The organism is Deinococcus multiflagellatus, from assembly GCF_020166415.1.
GTDB lineage: Bacteria > Deinococcota > Deinococci > Deinococcales > Deinococcaceae > Deinococcus > Deinococcus multiflagellatus.
The window spans coordinates 1-18,498 of the sequence record NZ_JAIQXV010000020.1 but is presented as its reverse complement, the minus strand read 5'-3'; the positions used below and the strand labels follow the sequence as shown (position 1 = coordinate 18,498).

Sequence of the window (18,498 nt, the reverse complement as noted above, 5' to 3'; positions counted from 1 at the left end):
GCGTGCTGGACCAGATCACAGCCTGCCTGCGCGCCGCCCTGCCCGAAGGCGTTCCCCTTCTCCAGCCCCGTCAGGTGCTGGAACCGGCCGACTGGCAGGAAACCGACAGCGACGGCCGCCCGCTGGACGAGGGTCGCAGCGGCCTGCAGGTGTATTTCGAGCAGCGCTCACCCCTTGGCTATGTGCAGCTGTACCACCCTCAGGGCACGTTCCACACCGGCGCCCTGGACCTGGGCCAGCTGCAGATCGACGTCATGGCCCCCACCCTGGCCCTGGCCAACCCCATTGCCGATCAGGTGCGCCGCGCGCTCGCCAGCACGCCGGTGCAGCCCACTCCCTTCGCGTTCACTGCCCGCCAGACGTTTGAAGAGCAGGACCACGCGCGCCTCGTCCTCACCTTTGAGACGCGCGCCATAGGAGTCTGAAATGTACGACCTCGCCAAAACGCAGAACCCGAAAGTGCTGGACGCCAAGTCCATTGACCTCGTCGGCGGGTACCGCCTGTACGTGCCGGACAAGGACAGCCCCTTCTATGACGGGACCACCAAGTTCCCGATTCACCTGGGCCACGTGCGCAACCCCGCTGAGACCTACACGCCCACCACGAAGAACATCGAGTCTGCTGTGTACGGCGCCACGCAGACCGTCCTGAGCGTCACCACGAAAACCGAGGAGACCGGCACCTTCGAAACGGTCAGCGCCAAGGACCTCGCCATCCGCGGTCTGTGGGCGGGCAGCGCCGTGTACAAGGATGCGACGGACGATGCCAGCGCTGCTGAACCATTTGCCGCCAATACGGCCTACGTTCTGGGCGACCTGGTGGTGCCGACCGTGGCGAACGGGCACTACTACGAGGTCACCACGGCCGGCACCACCAGCAGCACAGAGCCCACCGGCTGGAAAACGGACGGCAGCACGAACACCAGCGGCGGCGTGACCTTTACCGATCGCGGCCTGATCGCCAACGCGCAGGGTGGCCTGATCATCATCCCGCGCAACCACGCCAGCTTCACAGGCATGCTCATTGACGTGACCACCAGCGCGATCGCGGGCCGCACGAGCGAGATCTTCGTGGCCCCCAACATCAGCCTGCGTGGTGACGGCTTCGCCGCCGGGCGTGACGGCGCCAACGAGACGAGCCTGCGTTTCGCCTACACCATCCTCGGTGCTGGGGCTTACACCATCCCGGCCACGGTGGGTGACTTCGAAGTGGAGCGCATCAGCAGCGGCTTCGACATCCTGAACGTGCCCGCCAGTGGCGTCACCGGCGTGATCGACAAGATCATCGCCGGGTACTACGCCTGAGCCATCCCATAAACGAGCCGGGGCCCCGCGCCCTGGCCTGGACCCTTTTTCTGCACTGCCCGGGAGAATCCCATGAGCTACTACAGTCGCCCGCACACCCTGGCCAGCGGCGTCACCATCACGTTGGAGCCCTGGCCGTACAAGGCGTTCGCCGCTGGTTACGCTGACCTGCGCACCCTCCTGAAAGCGTTCCGGGAACGCGCCAGCGACAGTCCAGATCAGGAGGAACACCTGCAACCCCTGCTGGACCGCGTGCTGCTGGCCGCCATACCCAGTGACGAGGACCGCACCCAGGTGCACGGCCCGGATCTGCCGGACCTGCTGCAGGCGATCTTCGACCTCAACCGCGTTGAGGACGTGGCAGCAAAACCCCTCGGGCTGTACCAGCGTCTCCTGCAGGCCGAGCTCAGCACCCTGGAGACGCACCCGACCCCACCCGAAAGCACCTAGAGGACCTCGCGGACCTCATTGTGGGCATGGGGGCCGGGGCCCTGGATCTTCCCCCTGCAGCGTTCGAGGACGTGAGGGCTGCCTTGATCCGGAAGGACGCGGCGCGGCGGTACCACGCGATGGTGGAGAACGAGCACCTCGGCGTGAAGGTCACATGGGTGGGGAAAGGCGACCCACCCCCGCAGGTCTACGACTACGACACGACCGAGCGGGACGCGTACCTGACGCACCTGCGGGAACTGGCTGGTATTCCCGGCCCCACCCCCAACACGCAGGACGCGCAGCTGGCCCGTGATCGGGCGGCCTGGGCGGCCCTGCGCGCCCAGCGGAGGCAACGGCGATGAAGGTGAAAGTGAAACGCGGCAGTGCTGGGCTCTACCAGAAGCGCGCGGATCTGCTCCGGCGCAACCTGCCCGCCCTGGCCCAGCAGGGCGCCCGCACGGCCGAGCTGCATGCCAAACGCGGGGCCATGCTGAACGTGTATGACACGGTACGGGGGGAGTACCGCCGCACCCGGCAGCTGCTCAAAGGCATCTACGCCGATGGGCATGCAAACGGCAGCACCATCGGCATTCAGGTGGGGGACCGGGCGAATCACGCCAGCTTCGTGGAGTACGGCACCGGCCCCCACGCGCTCACGCCGGCGCAGCTGGCCGGGTACCTGGAGGCCCTGCCGCCCGGTGGATTGCTCCGGTTCGGGCGCAGCGGCCGCGCGTACCTGCTCCCCGGGCCCTTCATCGGCCCCGCGCTGTTTGCCGCCCGGTACCGGACCCATCAGCGCATCCGGCAGCTGCTGCAGGAGTTGTGGGCTTGAGCACCACACATCAGGCAACCCAGCCCCCGGGGCGAGGTGTACCTTGAATCATGAAATCTGCCTTGTTCCTGGGCCTGCTGGCGGTCGCTAGCATGGCCCACGCCGCCACTTACACCCTCAAGGTCAAGGCGACCGCCAAGAGCGCCTACCAGGTGCAGGCCGACATCACGACCAACCTGCCGGACGGCGCTTCCCTGTCCGTGAACCTGGGGCTGGCCAACCAGAAGCCCAGTGACGCCTTCATCGGCACAGACTTCCAGACCGTGCTGGTCAAGGGTGGCCGCGCGTCCATCCTGATTGACGGCACAAAGCGGGTCATGCCGGTGGGCAGCAAGCTGCCGGCAGGCACGTACGACGTCGAGGTGTCGTTCTACCCGAACTGGGAGGCGAACCGCGCCGTGGCCTCACGCCTGGGCCTCCAGGCGCCCCTGGAGGCCGTTACACAGGTCAGGCTGGGGGCCTCCGGGCAGTCGGTCAGCGCCGCGCAGAACAAGATTGAGTTGCAGCGCTGGGTGCGGTTGAACGTCAACTCCGGCGACCGGTGGGACAGCGCCTACTACGTGGCAAAACTCGGGCCGTACACGCCGCTGCAACTGGAAAGCGGCAACCCGAGGGTGCTGAAAATGCTGTACTTCCCGAAAATCGACATGACCTTCATGGTCAACGTCGTCAAGAACGAGATCGTGGTCTGGCGATCAGGAAAAGCCAACCGCTAACACCTCACCCCGTCATTCCAGTGCCCGCGATAGAGCGGGCACTTTTCTTTGGAGGAACACCCCGTGGCTGAAGTGCGCGACACGATGTTGCTGGATGCGTCCCAGCCCATCCGAGTCATCGAGGAGATGGAGCAACGGTTCGCGCGACTCTTCCGCGAGCGTGAAGCCCCCATCAAATTCAACCTGCCGCCCCTCCCCAAGCCCACACCAGACCCGGGCACCCGTCCTGAGCGCCGTGCTCAGGAGAGCCAATTGGACCGCCTGAGCAACCGCCTGCGCGTGGTGCAGCAGGAACTCAAGCGCCTGGGCGATAACGCCACCGACGACCAGCTGCGCGTGCTCGAAACACGCCTCGCCCGCCTCACCGCCCAGGCCGAACTCATGGCCCCTGGGCTGGACAAGGGCAGCCGGGCGGCCGCGCGCCTCAGCAACGTCATGACGGGCCTGGTCACCACCAGCGCGAGCGTCCAGACGGCCATGAGCTCGCTCGGCCAGCCCAAGGGTCTCCAGACCGCTGACAGCCAGATGAAGGCGTACGCGCAGACGCTGGGCACCGTGAACAACCTGTGGCGTCTGCAGGTCCTGACCGACGAACAGGCCGCCAAGAGTGCCGCCAAACTCCGTGACGAGCTGCTGAAACTCGCGGCAGCTGGCGGGACCAGTGGCGACGCGGCGCTCAAGGCTGTCCAGCTGGCCACGCAGGCGCAGCGGGTCATCGACGGGGCGATGGGCGAAGCCACCAAGGGGGGCTTCGCCTACAACGCGGGCATCGCCATCCTGGACGGCATCTCCCGCATTCGTGGTCCCCTGGGCGTGCTCGCGGCTGGGTTGGGCGGTGCCATCAACACCGGGCTGTTCACCGGCATGGGCGCCGGCAAGCCCAAGGTGGGCAGAGGCGCCCAGGACCTGGGGGACGAGGTCATCTCTGCCCTGAAAACCCGTCTGCAGATCCGCAGTCCCAGCCGCATCACCCAGATGTTCGGGTTGAACGCGGCCGAGGGCCTCGCTCTGGGCATGAAGTCCGGCCAGGCGCAGGTGGCCAAAGCGGCTGCCGAGCTGGGAAATACGGCCAAAGCGAACGTGAACGCCGCCCTGCAGGGCCTGGCGGGCCCCAAGCTGGCCCAGACGATTGGGGGCAGCGCAGGCGCTTTCAACGGGCTGTCCAGGTCTGCCCTGAACGGTGCCGGTGCCATCAGCCGGGTGGCCATCAGCGCCGAGGCCCTCGCGTTCGTGGCGGGCACCGCTGCGGCCGCGATCACGGTGCTGGCCACCGCCTTCACCGCTGTGGTCAACAGCGGCGCCGCGTTCGAAGAGCAGCTGGTCAACATCAAGGCCCTCACGCAGCCCACCGCGGAGGAAATGGTCAAGCTGAAAGACGCCGCCATGAACCTTGGGCTGGATCTGGGCGTGGGGCCGAAAGACGCGGCGCTGGCCATGTTGGAGCTCAACAAGGCCGGCCTGAGTGCCCAGCAGGTCATCGGTGGGGGGCTCACGGGTGCCCTGAACCTCGCCGGTGCCGCTGGCATCACGGCAGGGGAAGGGGCCAACATGGCGGTCTCCGCCATGACCGCATTCGGTCTCGTGGCAGATGATTTGCCCCGCGTGGCGGACGTGTTTGCCAACTTCGCCAACAAGACGACCCTAACCGCCTCTGACCTGAGTCAGTTCTTCGCCTCGCTCGGCCCCGCCGCAAAGGACGCCGGGCTGAACATCGAGCAGGTCGCCGGGTACGCCGCCACGCTGGCCCAGGCAGGCTTCAAGCAGATGGCCGATGCGGGCACGTCCTTCAAAACATTCCTCACCAGCCTGCAGGCCCCCAGCGATACTGCGAAGAAATCCCTGAAGCAACTGGAGGTCAGTTTCTACGATGCGGCTGGCGCCACCCGGCCCCTGGGCGAAGTGCTCGAAGAGACCCGGCAGAAGCTCGCTAAGCTGTCCGACGAGCGCCGCAACGGCCTGATCACCGACATCTTTGGGTCGGACGCGAGTCGCGCTGCCCGCGCCTTCTTCGGTTTCACGAACGAGGCCATTGAGGAGAACATCAAGGCGATGGGCCTGCAGGGTGAGGCCGCCCGGGTCGCCCGTGAGCGCATGGAAAGCTACGCCGGTCAGGTGAAGGTGCTGCGCGCCGAGTGGGAAGCGTTCACCGCCATGATCGGCCTGATCTTCCTGCCCGCCCTGACCAGCATCATTAAGGGCATCCGGAACGTGGTGGAGAGCGTGCGCCTGTTCCTGAACGACGGCGAGCGCCTCCGGCAGCTCATGCAGAACACGGCCATCGTGGTGACCGGGGTCGGTCTGGCCTTTGTGTACCTGCGACAGGAAATGATCAAGACCGCCGTGATTGGGGCCTGGACCGCCCTGCCCGGCATCTTCGCGGCGTCCAGGCTGGCCATCGTCGGGGCGGCCACCGCCATCAAAACGACCTTCATTCCGGCGATCGTTGCGGCCGCCAAAGCCACCGCCGCTTTCCTGGCCGCTAACCCGTGGCTGCTGGTCATCGCGGGCACCACCGCAGCCGCTGTGGCGCTGAACAACCATTACAGCGAGATGCGCCGCACCTACGACGAGATCGACGCCTCGAATCAGGCCAGTCACGAGTCGACCATGAAGCGGGTGCGTGAACTCAACAAAGAAGGGGGTGAGCTGAACAATGTCAAGGCGAAGTACCTGCTGGCCGTGCAAAGCCTGGCCGACGCCGAGATGGGGCAGGTGCAGGCCACCACAATCTTCGACAAAGAGTTCTGGACTGGAGAACGCAAAACCTCGCGGGACGAGGAGGACATCGCGCGCAGGCGCAAAGCGGTGCAGGATTACCACGCGGAACTGACCCGCCTGAACACCGAGGCCGCGCGCCGTCCCCCCGTGAAGCCCATCAACATCGACCCGAAGGAAGTCGAGAAACAGAAGAAAGCGTTGAAGGATCTGCGCGAGGAACTCGCCGGTCGCCAGCTGGAGCTGCGGGTCAAGGGCATGACCGAACTGGGCGGCCAGATCGAGCAGCTGGGCAACCAGTTCGATGCCCTGGCGATCAAGCTCAAAACGGCCTTCAACTTCGACCTGAACAATTCGGACCTGCAAAAAGGCCTGGCGGAGATCCGCGCGCAGCAGGCCCGTGAGCAGACCGCCCTGGTTAAGGATGCCCTGGACAAGCAGAAAGAGGTGCGCCTGGGCCACGAGCGCGACGTGCGGGCGGCAGAGGCTGCCCTCTCCGACGACGCCCTGGCCCGGCGCCGCAGCGAACTCAATGCGCAGATTGAGGACCTGCGGACCACCTACGCCCCCCAGATCGCCGAGCTGCTGCGCAACGCCCAGAACAAGAACCTGTCCAGCGGCGATCGCCGGCAGTTCCAGGACGAGGCGGGTCAGCTGCAGGTCCTGCAAAACCGCCAGATCCTAGCCCTGGAACGTCAGCGTGATAAAGAGCTGGAGCAGATCGCCCAGGAGCGCCTCGACAAGGTGCGTGCCGCGCAGCAGGAGACCCTCAGCAGCCAGGTGCGCATCAGCGACGCGGTGATCCGGGTGCTGGAGGGGCAGCGGGACCGGGAGCTGGCCATGGCCGGGGACGTCCCCCAGGCCCGGCTGGCGATCGAGCAGCGCTACGCCCCCCAGTTCCTCCGGTTGCGCCAGCAGCAACTGGCCCTGGAAGCGGAGGCGCAGCGCAGCGCCCTGCGCACCACGTACCTGCAACAGATGCGGGACGCGGCCAGCGCGGGCGACCAGCGGGCGGCCCTGGAACGCGAGGCCCGGACCCAACTCATCAATGGGTTGCGTCTCCTCGAATTGGACGGCCAGACCAAACTGGCCGATGAGCAACTCAAGCTGGAGGAACGCGTGCAGCAGGAACGCACCGCGATCTACCAGGAAGGCTTAGACCGGCGCATGGAGGGCGCCCGGGACGCCACGGCCGCTGAGCTGCGCCAGCTGGAACGGGTGCTCCAGGCCGAGCGGGCCCGCGCCCAGGCTGCCGGTGACGGGGGCAAGGTCGCGGCCATCGACAAGGCTCTGAGCTCCATCAACGAGATTCAGGCCGACAACGTGCGCGAATTCCGCGAGGAACTGGGGGAGGCGGAGCGCACCGCTGCCGAGCTGCAAAAGCGCCTGGCCGACATCGACCAGACCCCCCTCGGCAAGGCCCGCAGCGGCGCCGCCGCGCCCTTCAACGACATCATCCGCGACACCGACCAGCAGCTGCGGACGCTGCGCGACCAGCTGGCCAAGACCGACCTGTCCCCCGCCCTGCGCGAGCGATACCTGCGCAGTGAAGCGGAGCTGACCCGCATCCGCACGACTGCGGCCCAGCAGCGCGGGCTGGCCATTCTGGCGGCGGAACAGGCCTTCGAACGCGAGCGGCAGGACAAGGACCAGGCGGCGGCCCTCAAGCTCGCCCGCACCCGGTACGAGGCCACGGGTGACGCCGGCGCCTACCAGCGGCGCCTGGCCCAGGACGCGGCCTACTGGGAGGCCCGCCTGGCGCTGGCCCGCCAGAAGGGCAGCGAGGAGCTGAAGGTTCAGGCTGAACAGGGCCTGGCCAGCAACGCCGAGGCGCGAAAAGGCGTGCTGGACGATCTCAAACGCCGTGAAGAGGAGGCACAGAATCGGGCCGATGACGCCCGCAAGAAAGACGAGGATGCGCGTGAAAAGGCCCAGAAACAGCGCGAGGACGCCCGAAAGGCCGAGGACGAGCTGCTCGCCGCGCAGGACCGTGTGGTGGCCTCGCAGGTGGCCTACGGCGCGGCCGTGGCCCGCACCAGCGCCGAGGTGCTCGCCGCGAAACAGGCTGGCCTCGTGGCCACCCAGCAGGAACTGGATCAGATCGATGGGCAGATCGCCCAGGCCAGGGCGCGGGGGCTCACCGAGGCCCAGACGCTGGACCTGATCGCGGAACGGACCCAGAAACTCACCAGCCTGTACGAGCAGCAACGGGCCATCCGCCAGTTCGTCATGGGCCTGGACCAGCAGGCCTTCGAATATGGCGAGGCGATGCTCGCCCTGGACGCCGCCCGCACCCGCACCGGCCAGGACAGCCTGCGCGATCAGGCCACCGCCCTGGGGGTCACCCAGCGGCAGATCGCGCAACTGGAACGGCAGCTGGCCCTGGCCGACGCGAACCTGCTCACCGAACAGGAGCGCCTCGACCTGCAGACCAAGCGGGTCAACCTGCTCACCCAGGAAACCGAGCAGGTACAGGCCCTCAACGACGCCCGCCGGGCTGCCGCCGAGCAGGCCACCCGGGCGATTGTCCCTGACCTGACCGAGGCCCGCAAGGCCGCGCTGGGGGCGGCCACGGTGGAGGTGCAGCGGCTGCAAAGTGTGGCCGAGGCGCAGCAGGCGATGGTGGACCAACTGCGCGACTCTCTGGAAACGTTGGAACTGGCCGGGGTGTCCACCTTCGAAACCCGGCGCGGCCTGATCATGCAGGAGGGACTGCTGGCCGACACCCAGCTGAAGCTGAATCTGGCGCGCAAGGCGGCGGCCGACCTGAACCGCGCGCTGGTGCAGGCCGAAGAGGACCTCGACACTCAGCTGGCCCAGGGCACCGAGGGCACCCGCGCCCTGGCGGGCGCCAGCGCCGCCCTGACCCGCAGCCGCCAGGGCCTGGCACAGGCCCAGCGCGAGTACAACGCCGCCCAGAAGGGCGAGAACAAGGAACGTGCCAAAACAGCCACGGAGGGGCTGATCAAGGCCATCAGCGACGAACGGGCCGCCGTGCGGGCCCTGCAGGGCGAGTACGAAAAGCTGGTGGGGCAGATGGACGGCGTGCAGGGGGCCACGGAGCGCCTGCGGCGGGCGGTCAGCGGCAGCGAGGCCCGCGAGCGGGTCAACGTCAATACGGAGATTGACCGCTTCTACGCGCTCCAGCAGCGCCGTGACAGCCTCCTGCGGGCCACCCAGAACGCCGTGCGGGACGGTGATCCGGCGGCGATTCAGAAAACCTCGGCGGCCCTGGCCGAACAGGAAGAACGTCTGCGCAAGCAGCAGGCGCTGCTGCGGCAAAGCGGGGTGTCGGTTGGCGTCAGCAACACCAAAGCCGTGTCCGACCTGCTGGAGCAGCTGGACCGGCTGGGCGTAGTGTACGACCGCGAGGCAGCCGCTGCTCAGGACCGGGTGACGCTGCTCGACCGGGAAGAGGAACTGCACCGCGCCCAGCTGGAGGCCGACCACCTGCGCCTGGAACGCGAGGGGGAGCTGCTGTCCGAGCGGGCCCGCCTCGCCGATCAGGAGCTGGCCACGGCACGTGAGTACGTGGCGTCGGCCCAGGAGCTGGCGGCGGTGGCGGCGGCCCTGCGCGCGTCCATCAATGCGGCGGGCAGCTATCTCGTGACCACCGTCATCAGCCGCCCGGCCCCGCCCCCGCCCGCGCAGGTCAGCGCGCAGGCCGCGCAGGCGGCGGCCACGGCGGCGGCGGGCGGGCCGCCGCCCCCCCCGCCCCCACCCGTCAACCAGACCACTTCAGGAGGTGGCAACAAGACCGTGATCATCAATAACCACTGGGGATTCACCACCACGTTCGAGGCGGGCGAGGACCGCGCCCAGGACCTACGCCGCTTCGTGAATGAGGTGGTCGACCAGCGCGTGACCAGTGCCATGCGCGACAAGGCCTGGAATGGAGACGACTGCTGATGGTCTGGCAGGACCGCTACCTGACGGTCGGGCCCGTCGCCTTCGGGCCGGCGGCGCCCGATCCCGAAACCGGCTACGTGAAGGCGAAGACGGAGCGCAACCTCAACATTCTCGCCCTGGCCAGCGGCCTGAGCCTGGCGCAGCTGCCGCCCGATATCCAGGCCACGCGCATCACGATTGCCGGGGGCACCAATATCGCGGTCACCAATAACCAGGCCGACATCCTGCGCAACCTGCTGCCCGGCGATCTGGTGACCATCTCGGAAAATTACACGCTCAGCACCGGGCGGGTCTGGATTGACGCCGTGGTGATCAGCCCCTTCGACACCACGCTCCACGCGGTGCAGGCCGGCCCGGACGGCGTGCCGATGGAGCAGTACTGGACGTACAGCGGCTTCGAGGCCGTCATTCTCGGGAGGCCCACGTGAAACAGCTTGAACTCCAGCAACTCGACGGCACCCTGGCCCCCGCCACCGACTTTGGCAGCGTGCCGCCCGGCACCACCACCGCCAGCCGCCAGCTGCGCCTCGTGAACACCGGTGATGAGCCGGTGCCGGGGCTGCGCCTGCGCGTGCTCCAGGACGGCGCGGTGCCGGGCGAATACCTGGTCAGCGCCAATGGCGTGGCGCTGACCGCCCAATGGACGTCCCCGCTGGGCGACGAGCTGCTCGCTCCAGGGGACAGCGTCCTGATTGTGGAGGCCTGGACCACCCCTGCCGGTACCACGCAGACCGGGGCGGACCACGGGCGCCTGATCATCTCGTACCAGAGGTAACGCATGTTCAACGTCCTGACCCGGCGCACGCGGCCGCGCGTCACCCTGATCCATGAGGCCACGGCCACCAGCCTGCAGGAGGTGCAGTTCGTCCATCTCGCCCGGGGTGGCTGGCTGGGCGATGAAGAGTTCACCCATTTCGCCGCCACACAGCCCTGGGTGGAAGTGGAACTGGTGCACCACACCCTGGCCTTCGTGACCCACCGTTCCCAGCCGGGCCAGCCTGCCCCTGTGCCCAAACCGCCTGTGGACGTCATTCAGGGCGTGCGGCCCCTCGTGGTCACGGCCGAGAGTCCGCTCGGCCCGCTGATCAGCGCCGATTACAGCGACGACGGCAGCGGACCCACCGCCACCCTCGTGCTGCCCGGCGAGGTCATCCCCGCTGCTGGGGCGCCGGTTCGGGTCACCCTGACCAGTCAAGGGCACAGCGGAAAGGCCGGGGCCATCAGTGGGCCGCCGGGCGCCCCCAAACCCCGGGCCAGACAGAACTACGAGTTCGTGACCGCCCGCACTGAGATTCAGCTGGCGCTGGATGACCAGTACGAGGTGAGCGACGCCCGTGGGGCGGTGCAGACCACCCTGCGGGCGTACACCCCAGCCGCCACGTCGCTGGGCACGGTGCGCCTGCCGGAACTCGTGCCCTTCATGCTCACCCCCACGCCCCGTCCTACGCGCGACACGCCCTGCGCGGCCCGGCTGCAGCTGCAGACCGCGCCGGTGGGCAGCATCGTGCGTCAGGCCGTGGCGGCGGCGGGTCTGAGTCTCACCGTGGTGGGGGGTGATCCACTGGCGGGTGAGCACTGGACCGAATTCGAGATGCCGTATTCGACCAAAGGCAAGTCGCCGCAGCAGGTGCTGGATGACACATATCTCGCCGTCGGCTACCGGCCGGTCATCCGACGTGAAGGCAGTGTCACCCGATTGCTGTTGCTGCCCCCAGGCATCACTGAGGGCGACGTGCAGGTGAGCGGTGATCAGGTGATCAGTGGTGGCACCCGGCGTCGGGAAAGCGGTCACTTTCCCGCTTCGGTCACCGTCACAGGCGCAGATCTCCTGGTGCCCCTGCCCGAGCTGGCCACCCTGATTGAGTTGGCCCCCGACCCGGAGGCCTTCGAACAGGCCATTCAACCGAACAAGGCTTGGTCGAAGATTGACCCCATTCCGGATGGGAAGGGCGAAGTCATCACGGGGTATCACCGGGTGAACGGCCAGCTGGTGGGCGTGTACCGCGCGACCGTTCAATCGTTCAGCGTGCAGGAACAGGTGGATGGCAAAACCGTGGACGTGGACTTCAGCAACGTGCTCACCAGCTTGGAGGAAACGGAAACGACCTACCACCCGACTTGCACGGATATGCTGCTGCGCCAGTTCACGCGGAAGCGGTCCTGGAGCTACACCGTGGCCACCCGGACCAGGACGGAAATCATCGGCCGGTACGGATATCTCGGGGCGGCCGCCGTGGGCGACCTGCTGGGGGATGAGATCGAGGTTCTGGAGCAGCACTGGAGCCCGGAAGGATGGTTGAGGGCCAAACTCCAGCGGTCCACGAAGCTCACCAGTGTCAAGCAAAGTGAGCCGGAAGGCGAGCTCAAGGACCGTGGGCCGGTGAAACCACACGAATACCTGGAGCGGGTGCGCATCGAGAACTACCTGCCGGACGGATTGAGCTGGGTCATGCTCTGGCAGGAGACTGGCAATATTCCCGTCGTGCTGTATGACGAGGACAGTCTGGAGCCGGTGCGCGTCACCCTGCGTGGCGGCACGATCACCAGTGGCATGGAAAAGATGGACGCCGCGCCGCCCAGCGTGCGCTGTCCCGATCCGTGCGCGGTGCGCAAGCGGGCGTTGCCCAACAGCGTGCGGGTGACCAGCCCGCAGGGCAAACAGGGGACCGAGGTCACCCGCACGGTGAGCTGGACGCGGGACCGGGCGAAGCTGGAGGAGTACGCCCGCATGGTCATGCAGAGTCTGGCCCCCCGCATGGCGGTCAGCCGGAGCAAGGTGCAGGCCCTGCCCATCGGTCCCGGTATGAAGCTGACGCCGAAAGGCGATGGCGGTCTGCAAGGGGACGTGCAGAGCTACGGCTGGAAGGTCCAGGGTGGGGGCCAGTCCGCCGACGTGACCACGCACCTGCCCGTGCCGTACACGGTCGAGGTTCAGGAGGGCACCACCCTGCCCGACGTCCACCGCGACATTGTGCTGTTCCGGCAGATCGGCGGCGTGACGGTCGACCATTTCACGGGCCGCTTCAACGGCCAGCAGCCTATCTTCGAGCCCCGCTTTGTGCGGGTGTCCGGCGCGCAGCCCCCCGCCCCACTGGACGAGATCGAGTGGATTGATGACCCGCGCTACGGCGCCACGGCGACCGGCAATTACGGGCAGGAACTCGCCTGATCAGGGAGGTGAACAGTGCAGAAGAAAGACAAAGCGGTGCTCGCGCTGTTCAGGGGCGAGTGTTGCTGCTGCTGTAAAGACGGCCAGCATGACCCGGGCAAGGGTGCCCCCGTGCGCCCGCAGGTACATGGGCGGCCCCGGCCCGCACGGGCCCCTCAGACGCCGGAGGACGCCCCCTTCGTCCCGCCAGCGCCCCCCAGCTTTGATAGCCCCCAGCGCCCCGCCCCCGGTCACCTGCCGGGGGTGGATGCGTTCGGGGCGTTTGTCGGCACGGGTTCTCTGACCGACCGCCCGGTCCTGACCCTGGACGACGGCACCCTGCGCACGCTCCGACCCTGCGTGGTCAACCACATCGAGCGCTGGGCCGAGTTTCTGCCCGACCCGGTGGTCGAAGACCAGCCCCCCGACCTCAAGCCGTTGGGCATCCGCTCGGATTACGCCTGGGCGGACAAGAACGACCCGCGCGTGACCGTGGTGGACCGCGAGACGCTGAGCGGCGGCCTGCTCACGGCGCGGCATGACCTCACGCGGGTGTATTTCGACGGGCGCGAGGAGGTCACCCCGATCACGCTGAGCAGGCCTTTCGTTATCTACAAGGCGCGGGTGCGCGTGCCCGGGGTGGACTACCCCGAGCCCACACCCGACATTCCGGCGCACACCATCACCGAGTACCGGCTGCGCGAGGCCTGGTTCCGGGTGGGCGAGGACCAGGACGCCCCGGACGGCCCCACGGCCCTGTGGCGCCGGCGCCTGCAGGTCTATGCCGTGGACCCCCTGGCCCCGCTGGGGGGGACTGGTTTCGTGCTGCAGGAGCTGTTCCTGCCTGACCGCACCCGCAAGGAATGGGAGCAGCTGGAAACCCCCCCGAATCCCCAGGACCCCAACCACCCAGATACGCCCTGGCGCACCATCCAGGTCAGCGACGTGCTGGTGGACGCCCCCAGCGCCCCGCCTATCCCCTATCCCAGCCGCCAGGGCCCGCGCTTCGTCGCCCCTGGCGTGACGGTGTGGGGCAGCCCGAACCGGCCCTATACCGACAACCACGCCCTGCTCGAAGACGGCGCCCGCCTGGAGGCCCACGGGCACACGTTCGAGACCGGCTCCTGGGCGGCCCTGTGTGGGCCGGTGAACGCCCAGGGCGTGCCCGAGGTGTGGGTGCTGCACCACGCGGCCTTCGGCCGTTCGGTGGCCCTGATCACGCCGGCTGGTGTAACCCGCCTCCCGCTGCTGGACTTCGAGCTGGACGTGCTGCGGACCTCGCCCGATACCTTCCGCGAATTCCATCCCAGTGGGACCCTGACCCACACGTGGCCGCCCCACTGGGCCCTGTGCGACTGCGGCGCCGGGCTGGCCCCCCTATTCGCCCAGGGGGAGGTGCGCGGGCTGGCCGTGGGGGACGCGGACGGCGGGCTGCGCGCCGTGGTCCGGTATGACCCCTGGCGCGACACCCGGGCGGGTGAGCCGCCCGAAGGCAGCACCGAACCCGCGTTCTGGTGGTGGAAAAAGCGGCCTAAGCGGCGCCCCACGAAGCCGCCCGTGGACCCGCCCGTGCCGTCGCTCCCTCTGACCCTGGCCGACGTGTTTGCCGGGGGTGGCCCGCCCGATCCCGGGGGCGGCTCGTGAGCCCCCTGATGGGCGAGGCGCTGCGCCGGGGCCAGGCCCCGTGGCTGCGGCCCGTGACGGTCGAACAGTTCCGGGAAGGGATCTGGCGTCCCAGCGCCAGTGCCCTAAAAGCGCTGGACAAACGCATTTCGTACCCGCCGACCCGCTGGCCCGAGGAGCTGGATGACCGGACCAGTGCCAGTGGCCGCTTGCGCCTGACCTTCACTGACTCGTTTCCCGGGGGTGGCGAGGGCGTGCTCGTGCTGCGCGTGCGGGTGCGGCGCGACGTGCCGGTGTGTGCCGTGCACGGGCCGGTGACCCTGCTCGGGCACAACGCCGGCCGACCGCTGGCCCGGGGCTGGCACCCCGCCCTGCTGCCCGTGGGCCCCCTCAGCACGCCCCTCGTCACCGAACTGCGCCTCGACGTGCCCGTGAGCCGCGCCCTGCTGGGCCGGGGCGGCTTCTCTCCTGGAGGTTTCCCTTGACCCTACCGACAAACCCGCCGCCCGATCCGGCGCAGTGGAACTTCACCGACTTCTTCAACCGGGGCACACCAGGGCCCGACTACACCGTCGTTCTGGTGGAGGGCGCGCCGCCCCTGGTGTACACCGATCAGGGCCAGCTGGTCCTGGGCCCCATGCCCTCCACCAACGGAAAGACCGGCCAAGACCCCGTGGACAGCATTCAGGCGGCCCTCAACCCCGCCCGCTGGAGCGGCGGCGGCCTGCAGCTGCAATACGACCTGACGGTGGGCGTGACCCCCGCAGTCCCCGTCGCCTACGGCGTGGACTGCGGGTTTGAGCTGACTGGCGATGGCGCTGCCGTGCGCTGGGACGGCACCCTGCTGACCTGCACGGTGGGGGCCACCACCCGCACGGCGCAGCTGCCGCCGTTGCAGGAGAACACCCTGCAGCGGGTGCGGCTGACCATTGACCCGGTCGCGGGCGTGCTGCAGCTGACCCGCAACCAGATGGGCCTGAGTCTGCCCCTGCCCGCCGGGTACGTGGCCGGCATGGTGAACGCGCAGCTCACGCTGTTTCTAGCCAATGGGCAAGGGGCACTGGACAACAAACAGATCTCCGCGCGGTTTGACAACCTAGCCATCCGCAACGGGGACGGCACCGCCGACCTGAGCACGGGCCAGACGAGCAGCGGCGGCGTGCGGCTGGGCGGCGAATGGCGCTTCGTGGCCGGCGTGCCCGACAACGGCGTAGGGTCAGACGGCGACGTCTGGGCCGACACCAGCGGCACGGGCAACATCTACCAGAAGCAAGCGGGCGCCTACGTCAACGTGCTGCAGCTGCTGGCAAAACCCGGGGAGGATGGCGAAGACGGAAAGGATGGGGTGGATGGCACCGACGGCCGCGACGGGGTGGACGGGCGCGACGGGATTCTGTACGGCGCCGTGCCGGTGACGTTCACCCTCGCCGACGCCACCCCCGAGGAAGGCGTGCTGTTTCCCGTCACCGATGAGCCGGGCGGCCTCGCGGGCATTCGCCTGGAGGGGGTGACCGGTATCCCCGCCGACGTGGCGTTCCAGCCGGATGGCGCCCTGGACTTTCTCCCCGTCACCTTCCCAATGGTGCTGCCCCCAGGCATCCTCCGCCTGCACCGCAGCGACGACAGCGGGGCGGCCACGCTGCTGCGCGCCCTGGTGCCAGCGGTGGGCGGCTCGCTGGAGGGCGGCGGCAGCCCCGGGCCCTACACCACCGAAACCGACGCTGACGGCTACCTCACGATCACGAACGCGAGCGGCACGACCGACGCGCAGGGCTACCTGACCCTGCCGGACGGCACCGCCACCCCCGACCCCGACGGCTATCCGGTCGTCGAAAGGAGCAACTGATGGCTGCAGGACCACTGGTGACCAAAGCACAACACGAGGCCGCGCTGGACCGGATTGAGACCCTGGAGCAGGGCGGTGGTGGAGGTGGCGGCGTGGGCAGCCTTGCCGGCAGCCCCACCGACATGCCGGTGACGGTCAGCGGCAATGGGGCCTCGGCCGGCGGGATTGGCGCCGAGGCCCAGGGCGACGGGGCTTTCGCGCACGGCCGTCTGGCAGGCGCCTACGGGGCCCATTCGGCCGCCCTGGGCGATAGCAGTCAGGCCTATGCGGAGAACAGCGTGGCGCTGGCCGGGGGCACCACGGACGGCGTGGGCAGCATGGCCGTGGGGGGCCACAGCGTGTTTGCCGGGAGCCACGCCCAGGGCGTGGCCGTGGAGGGCGGGAGAGGGGCTTCGCAGGTGGAGCGCGTGGTGCTGGCCGGGCAGGCGCTGGGCCAGGGCACCACTTTTGAGCTGATTCCGGGCACCGACCAGCTGCCGCCGGACATGCAGCCCAACCCCAACCGCTGGTTCTATGCCGAGGGGGTGCTGACCTGCACCGATTCAGGCGGGGCCTATCACGTCCAGCACGTGCGGTTTGCCTACGCGCATGACGCCCTGATCGGCATGGCGGACCTGGACGGGTTTACGAACGGCTTCAAGACCGTGTTTCAGGTGGGGACGAGGACGTGGACGGCGGCGGTGGACCTGGTGCCGGCCATCGTGAGCCACCGCCTGCGGGTGCAGGTCACCACGCCGCCCGACGCCTCGGCCCAGACCCGCGCCCTGCTGGTCCTGAACCTGTACGCCCGCCGCCGGACCTGATCACGCTCCGTTCAGTGGCCCCCCACGCGCCCGGCCGTGGGGGGCTTCGCATTCCGCCGGGCAGGGAGTCGCATGCAGGAGAAAGACTTTTTTGGAGTGCTGGGCGCGATGCTGCTGATGGCCAGCGATGGCAACGGTGGCGTGGTGCGGGTAACCCTGGCCGATTTGGTGGGCGGCGGCGGCAGTGCCCCAGGCCCCACGCCGACCCTGGACACCGAGGCGCTGCGCGCGACCACCGTGCAGGTGCCGGACAACGACCTGCCCACCGCCCTGCCCCCCAGCTTCATTGACGGCGTGGAGGGCCAGGGCATGTCCGCCGTGGTCTACGTCCAGGGCGGTGCCATCCGGACGACGTGCGTGGAGGGCTATCAGCCTGTGCAGGGGCAGCCGTTCGGCGCCCTGTGGCCCGAGGGCAGCATCATTGCGCTCGACACCCGGGCCCAGCTCGAATCGTTTCGCGCCCTGCCCGCCGATGAGGGCGGGCCAGCGGTCAGCCTGTACGTCGAGGTGAGCGGCGTGCGCACCGCGCCGCCCTTCGGGGGGAGCAGCTGATGCGCGCCATCTTTCGGCCGCCGCCCACCCCGGCCGCCGCTGGGGCAGTGCGCCTGAGCGCGCAACCCCCGCAGGTGTACCGGCTGTTCACCGTGGCCGGCAGCAGCGTGGGGAGCAGCCTGGCGGGCGGCAACCACGTCTCGGAGTACAAGGCCCTGCAGCCGCTCACGTTCGATGCCCTTGAATCCGAGAGCAATTTCGAGGTGGGGCACACGGTGGAGGTGCTGGACGCCAACAATGCCCTGCTGGCCACCGGCACCTGGGCCCTGGCCCCGAACGCGCAGCAGCCCAACCGGCGTGTCGCGCAGCTGAACCAGACCGTGCAGTTGCCCACCAACGCGATCTTTAAGGCCCGCATCACGCAGGGCCTGGTGTGGGTGGACGTGAACCGCACGGTGGGCTTCGAGCGGGCCGGGATTCGCTTCCTGTCGAACCCCAATATGTACCTGCCCGCCTTCAACTTCTTCAGCGGCACGTATCTGCCCAAAGGGGTGGCGGGCCCGCTGGACCCCGAGGACCTGCCCGGCGCGGCCACGCTGGGGCCCGGCCGGGTGTACACCGGGACGGATGACGGCCCAGGCTTCGTGGACCTGCGCGAGGTCGGGCCGCGCCTGTTA

Annotated in this window: 16 protein-coding genes; all 16 read left to right on the top strand. The window is 68.6% G+C overall.

The genetic code is table 11. The annotated features are described in order from the left end of the window. Window positions 1-2 precede the first annotated feature (2 nt). Window positions 3-425, top strand: coding sequence for a hypothetical protein (locus K7W41_RS18585; RefSeq protein WP_224611751.1), 423 nt, complete (start codon window positions 3-5; stop codon window positions 423-425). A gap of 1 nt (window position 426) precedes the next feature. Continuing rightward, on the top strand, window positions 427-1,305 hold the full coding sequence (locus K7W41_RS18580; protein ID WP_224611750.1) for a hypothetical protein: 879 nt from the start codon (window positions 427-429) through the stop codon (window positions 1,303-1,305). Between the two features lie 72 nt (window positions 1,306-1,377). Next, window positions 1,378-1,755: a hypothetical protein gene (locus K7W41_RS18575; RefSeq protein WP_224611749.1), complete on the top strand. Its 378-nt coding sequence runs from the start codon at window positions 1,378-1,380 to the stop codon at window positions 1,753-1,755. Window positions 1,756-1,838: 83 nt separating this feature from the next. Beyond that, entirely contained in the window at window positions 1,839-2,099 is a 261-nt protein-coding gene (locus tag K7W41_RS18570) for a hypothetical protein (protein ID WP_224611748.1), read from the top strand. After that, complete coding sequence (locus K7W41_RS18565) at window positions 2,096-2,569, top strand: hypothetical protein (protein WP_224611747.1); 474 nt, start codon at window positions 2,096-2,098, stop codon at window positions 2,567-2,569. Before K7W41_RS18570 ends, K7W41_RS18565 begins: the two co-directional genes overlap by 4 nt. Before the next feature lie 50 nt (window positions 2,570-2,619). Next, window positions 2,620-3,285, top strand: coding sequence for a hypothetical protein (locus K7W41_RS18560; RefSeq protein ID WP_224611746.1), 666 nt, complete (start codon window positions 2,620-2,622; stop codon window positions 3,283-3,285). Window positions 3,286-3,348: 63 nt separating this feature from the next. Continuing rightward, window positions 3,349-9,909: a phage tail tape measure protein gene (locus tag K7W41_RS23585; protein WP_318010924.1), complete on the top strand. Its 6,561-nt coding sequence runs from the start codon at window positions 3,349-3,351 to the stop codon at window positions 9,907-9,909. Continuing rightward, window positions 9,909-10,337: a hypothetical protein gene (locus K7W41_RS18550; RefSeq protein ID WP_224611745.1), complete on the top strand. Its 429-nt coding sequence runs from the start codon at window positions 9,909-9,911 to the stop codon at window positions 10,335-10,337. The genes K7W41_RS23585 and K7W41_RS18550 overlap by 1 nt, the downstream gene beginning before the upstream one ends. Further along, window positions 10,334-10,684 carry a hypothetical protein gene (locus tag K7W41_RS18545; protein WP_224611744.1) on the top strand — a complete coding sequence of 117 codons (351 nt, stop codon included), beginning with the start codon at window positions 10,334-10,336 and terminating at the stop codon, window positions 10,682-10,684. Before K7W41_RS18550 ends, K7W41_RS18545 begins: the two co-directional genes overlap by 4 nt. Window positions 10,685-10,687: 3 nt before the next feature. Next, the gene (locus tag K7W41_RS18540) at window positions 10,688-13,078 is read left to right on the top strand and encodes a hypothetical protein (protein WP_224611743.1); all 2,391 of its coding nucleotides are present in this window, start codon (window positions 10,688-10,690) and stop codon (window positions 13,076-13,078) included. A 15-nt stretch (window positions 13,079-13,093) separates the two neighbouring features. After that, window positions 13,094-14,701: a hypothetical protein gene (locus tag K7W41_RS18535; protein ID WP_224611742.1), complete on the top strand. Its 1,608-nt coding sequence runs from the start codon at window positions 13,094-13,096 to the stop codon at window positions 14,699-14,701. Further along, on the top strand, window positions 14,698-15,165 hold the full coding sequence (locus K7W41_RS18530) for a hypothetical protein (RefSeq protein WP_224611741.1): 468 nt from the start codon (window positions 14,698-14,700) through the stop codon (window positions 15,163-15,165). Before K7W41_RS18535 ends, K7W41_RS18530 begins: the two co-directional genes overlap by 4 nt. Beyond that, window positions 15,162-16,526 carry a hypothetical protein gene (locus K7W41_RS18525; protein WP_224611740.1) on the top strand — a complete coding sequence of 455 codons (1,365 nt, stop codon included), beginning with the start codon at window positions 15,162-15,164 and terminating at the stop codon, window positions 16,524-16,526. Before K7W41_RS18530 ends, K7W41_RS18525 begins: the two co-directional genes overlap by 4 nt. Continuing rightward, a complete protein-coding gene (locus K7W41_RS18520) occupies window positions 16,526-17,329 on the top strand; it encodes a hypothetical protein (RefSeq protein ID WP_224611739.1) in 804 nt (267 codons plus the stop codon). The genes K7W41_RS18525 and K7W41_RS18520 overlap by 1 nt, the downstream gene beginning before the upstream one ends. Before the next feature lie 72 nt (window positions 17,330-17,401). Continuing rightward, window positions 17,402-17,881 carry a hypothetical protein gene (locus tag K7W41_RS18515; RefSeq protein ID WP_224611738.1) on the top strand — a complete coding sequence of 160 codons (480 nt, stop codon included), beginning with the start codon at window positions 17,402-17,404 and terminating at the stop codon, window positions 17,879-17,881. Continuing rightward, window positions 17,881-18,498: hypothetical protein (locus K7W41_RS18510; RefSeq protein ID WP_224611737.1), on the top strand; the 618-nt coding region annotated here is incomplete at its 3' end. The genes K7W41_RS18515 and K7W41_RS18510, both read left to right, overlap by 1 nt.

Coding starts and splice junctions, on each gene's coding strand:
- K7W41_RS18560 (WP_224611746.1), top strand. CDS start 2,620: ATGAAATCTGCCTTGTTCCTGGGCCTGCTGGCGGTCGCTAGCATGGCC.
- K7W41_RS18540 (WP_224611743.1), top strand. CDS start 10,688: ATGTTCAACGTCCTGACCCGGCGCACGCGGCCGCGCGTCACCCTGATC.
- K7W41_RS18520 (WP_224611739.1), top strand. CDS start 16,526: ATGGCTGCAGGACCACTGGTGACCAAAGCACAACACGAGGCCGCGCTG.
- K7W41_RS18550 (WP_224611745.1), top strand. CDS start 9,909: ATGGTCTGGCAGGACCGCTACCTGACGGTCGGGCCCGTCGCCTTCGGG.
- K7W41_RS18565 (WP_224611747.1), top strand. CDS start 2,096: ATGAAGGTGAAAGTGAAACGCGGCAGTGCTGGGCTCTACCAGAAGCGC.
- K7W41_RS18575 (WP_224611749.1), top strand. CDS start 1,378: ATGAGCTACTACAGTCGCCCGCACACCCTGGCCAGCGGCGTCACCATC.
- K7W41_RS18580 (WP_224611750.1), top strand. CDS start 427: ATGTACGACCTCGCCAAAACGCAGAACCCGAAAGTGCTGGACGCCAAG.
- K7W41_RS18515 (WP_224611738.1), top strand. CDS start 17,402: ATGCAGGAGAAAGACTTTTTTGGAGTGCTGGGCGCGATGCTGCTGATG.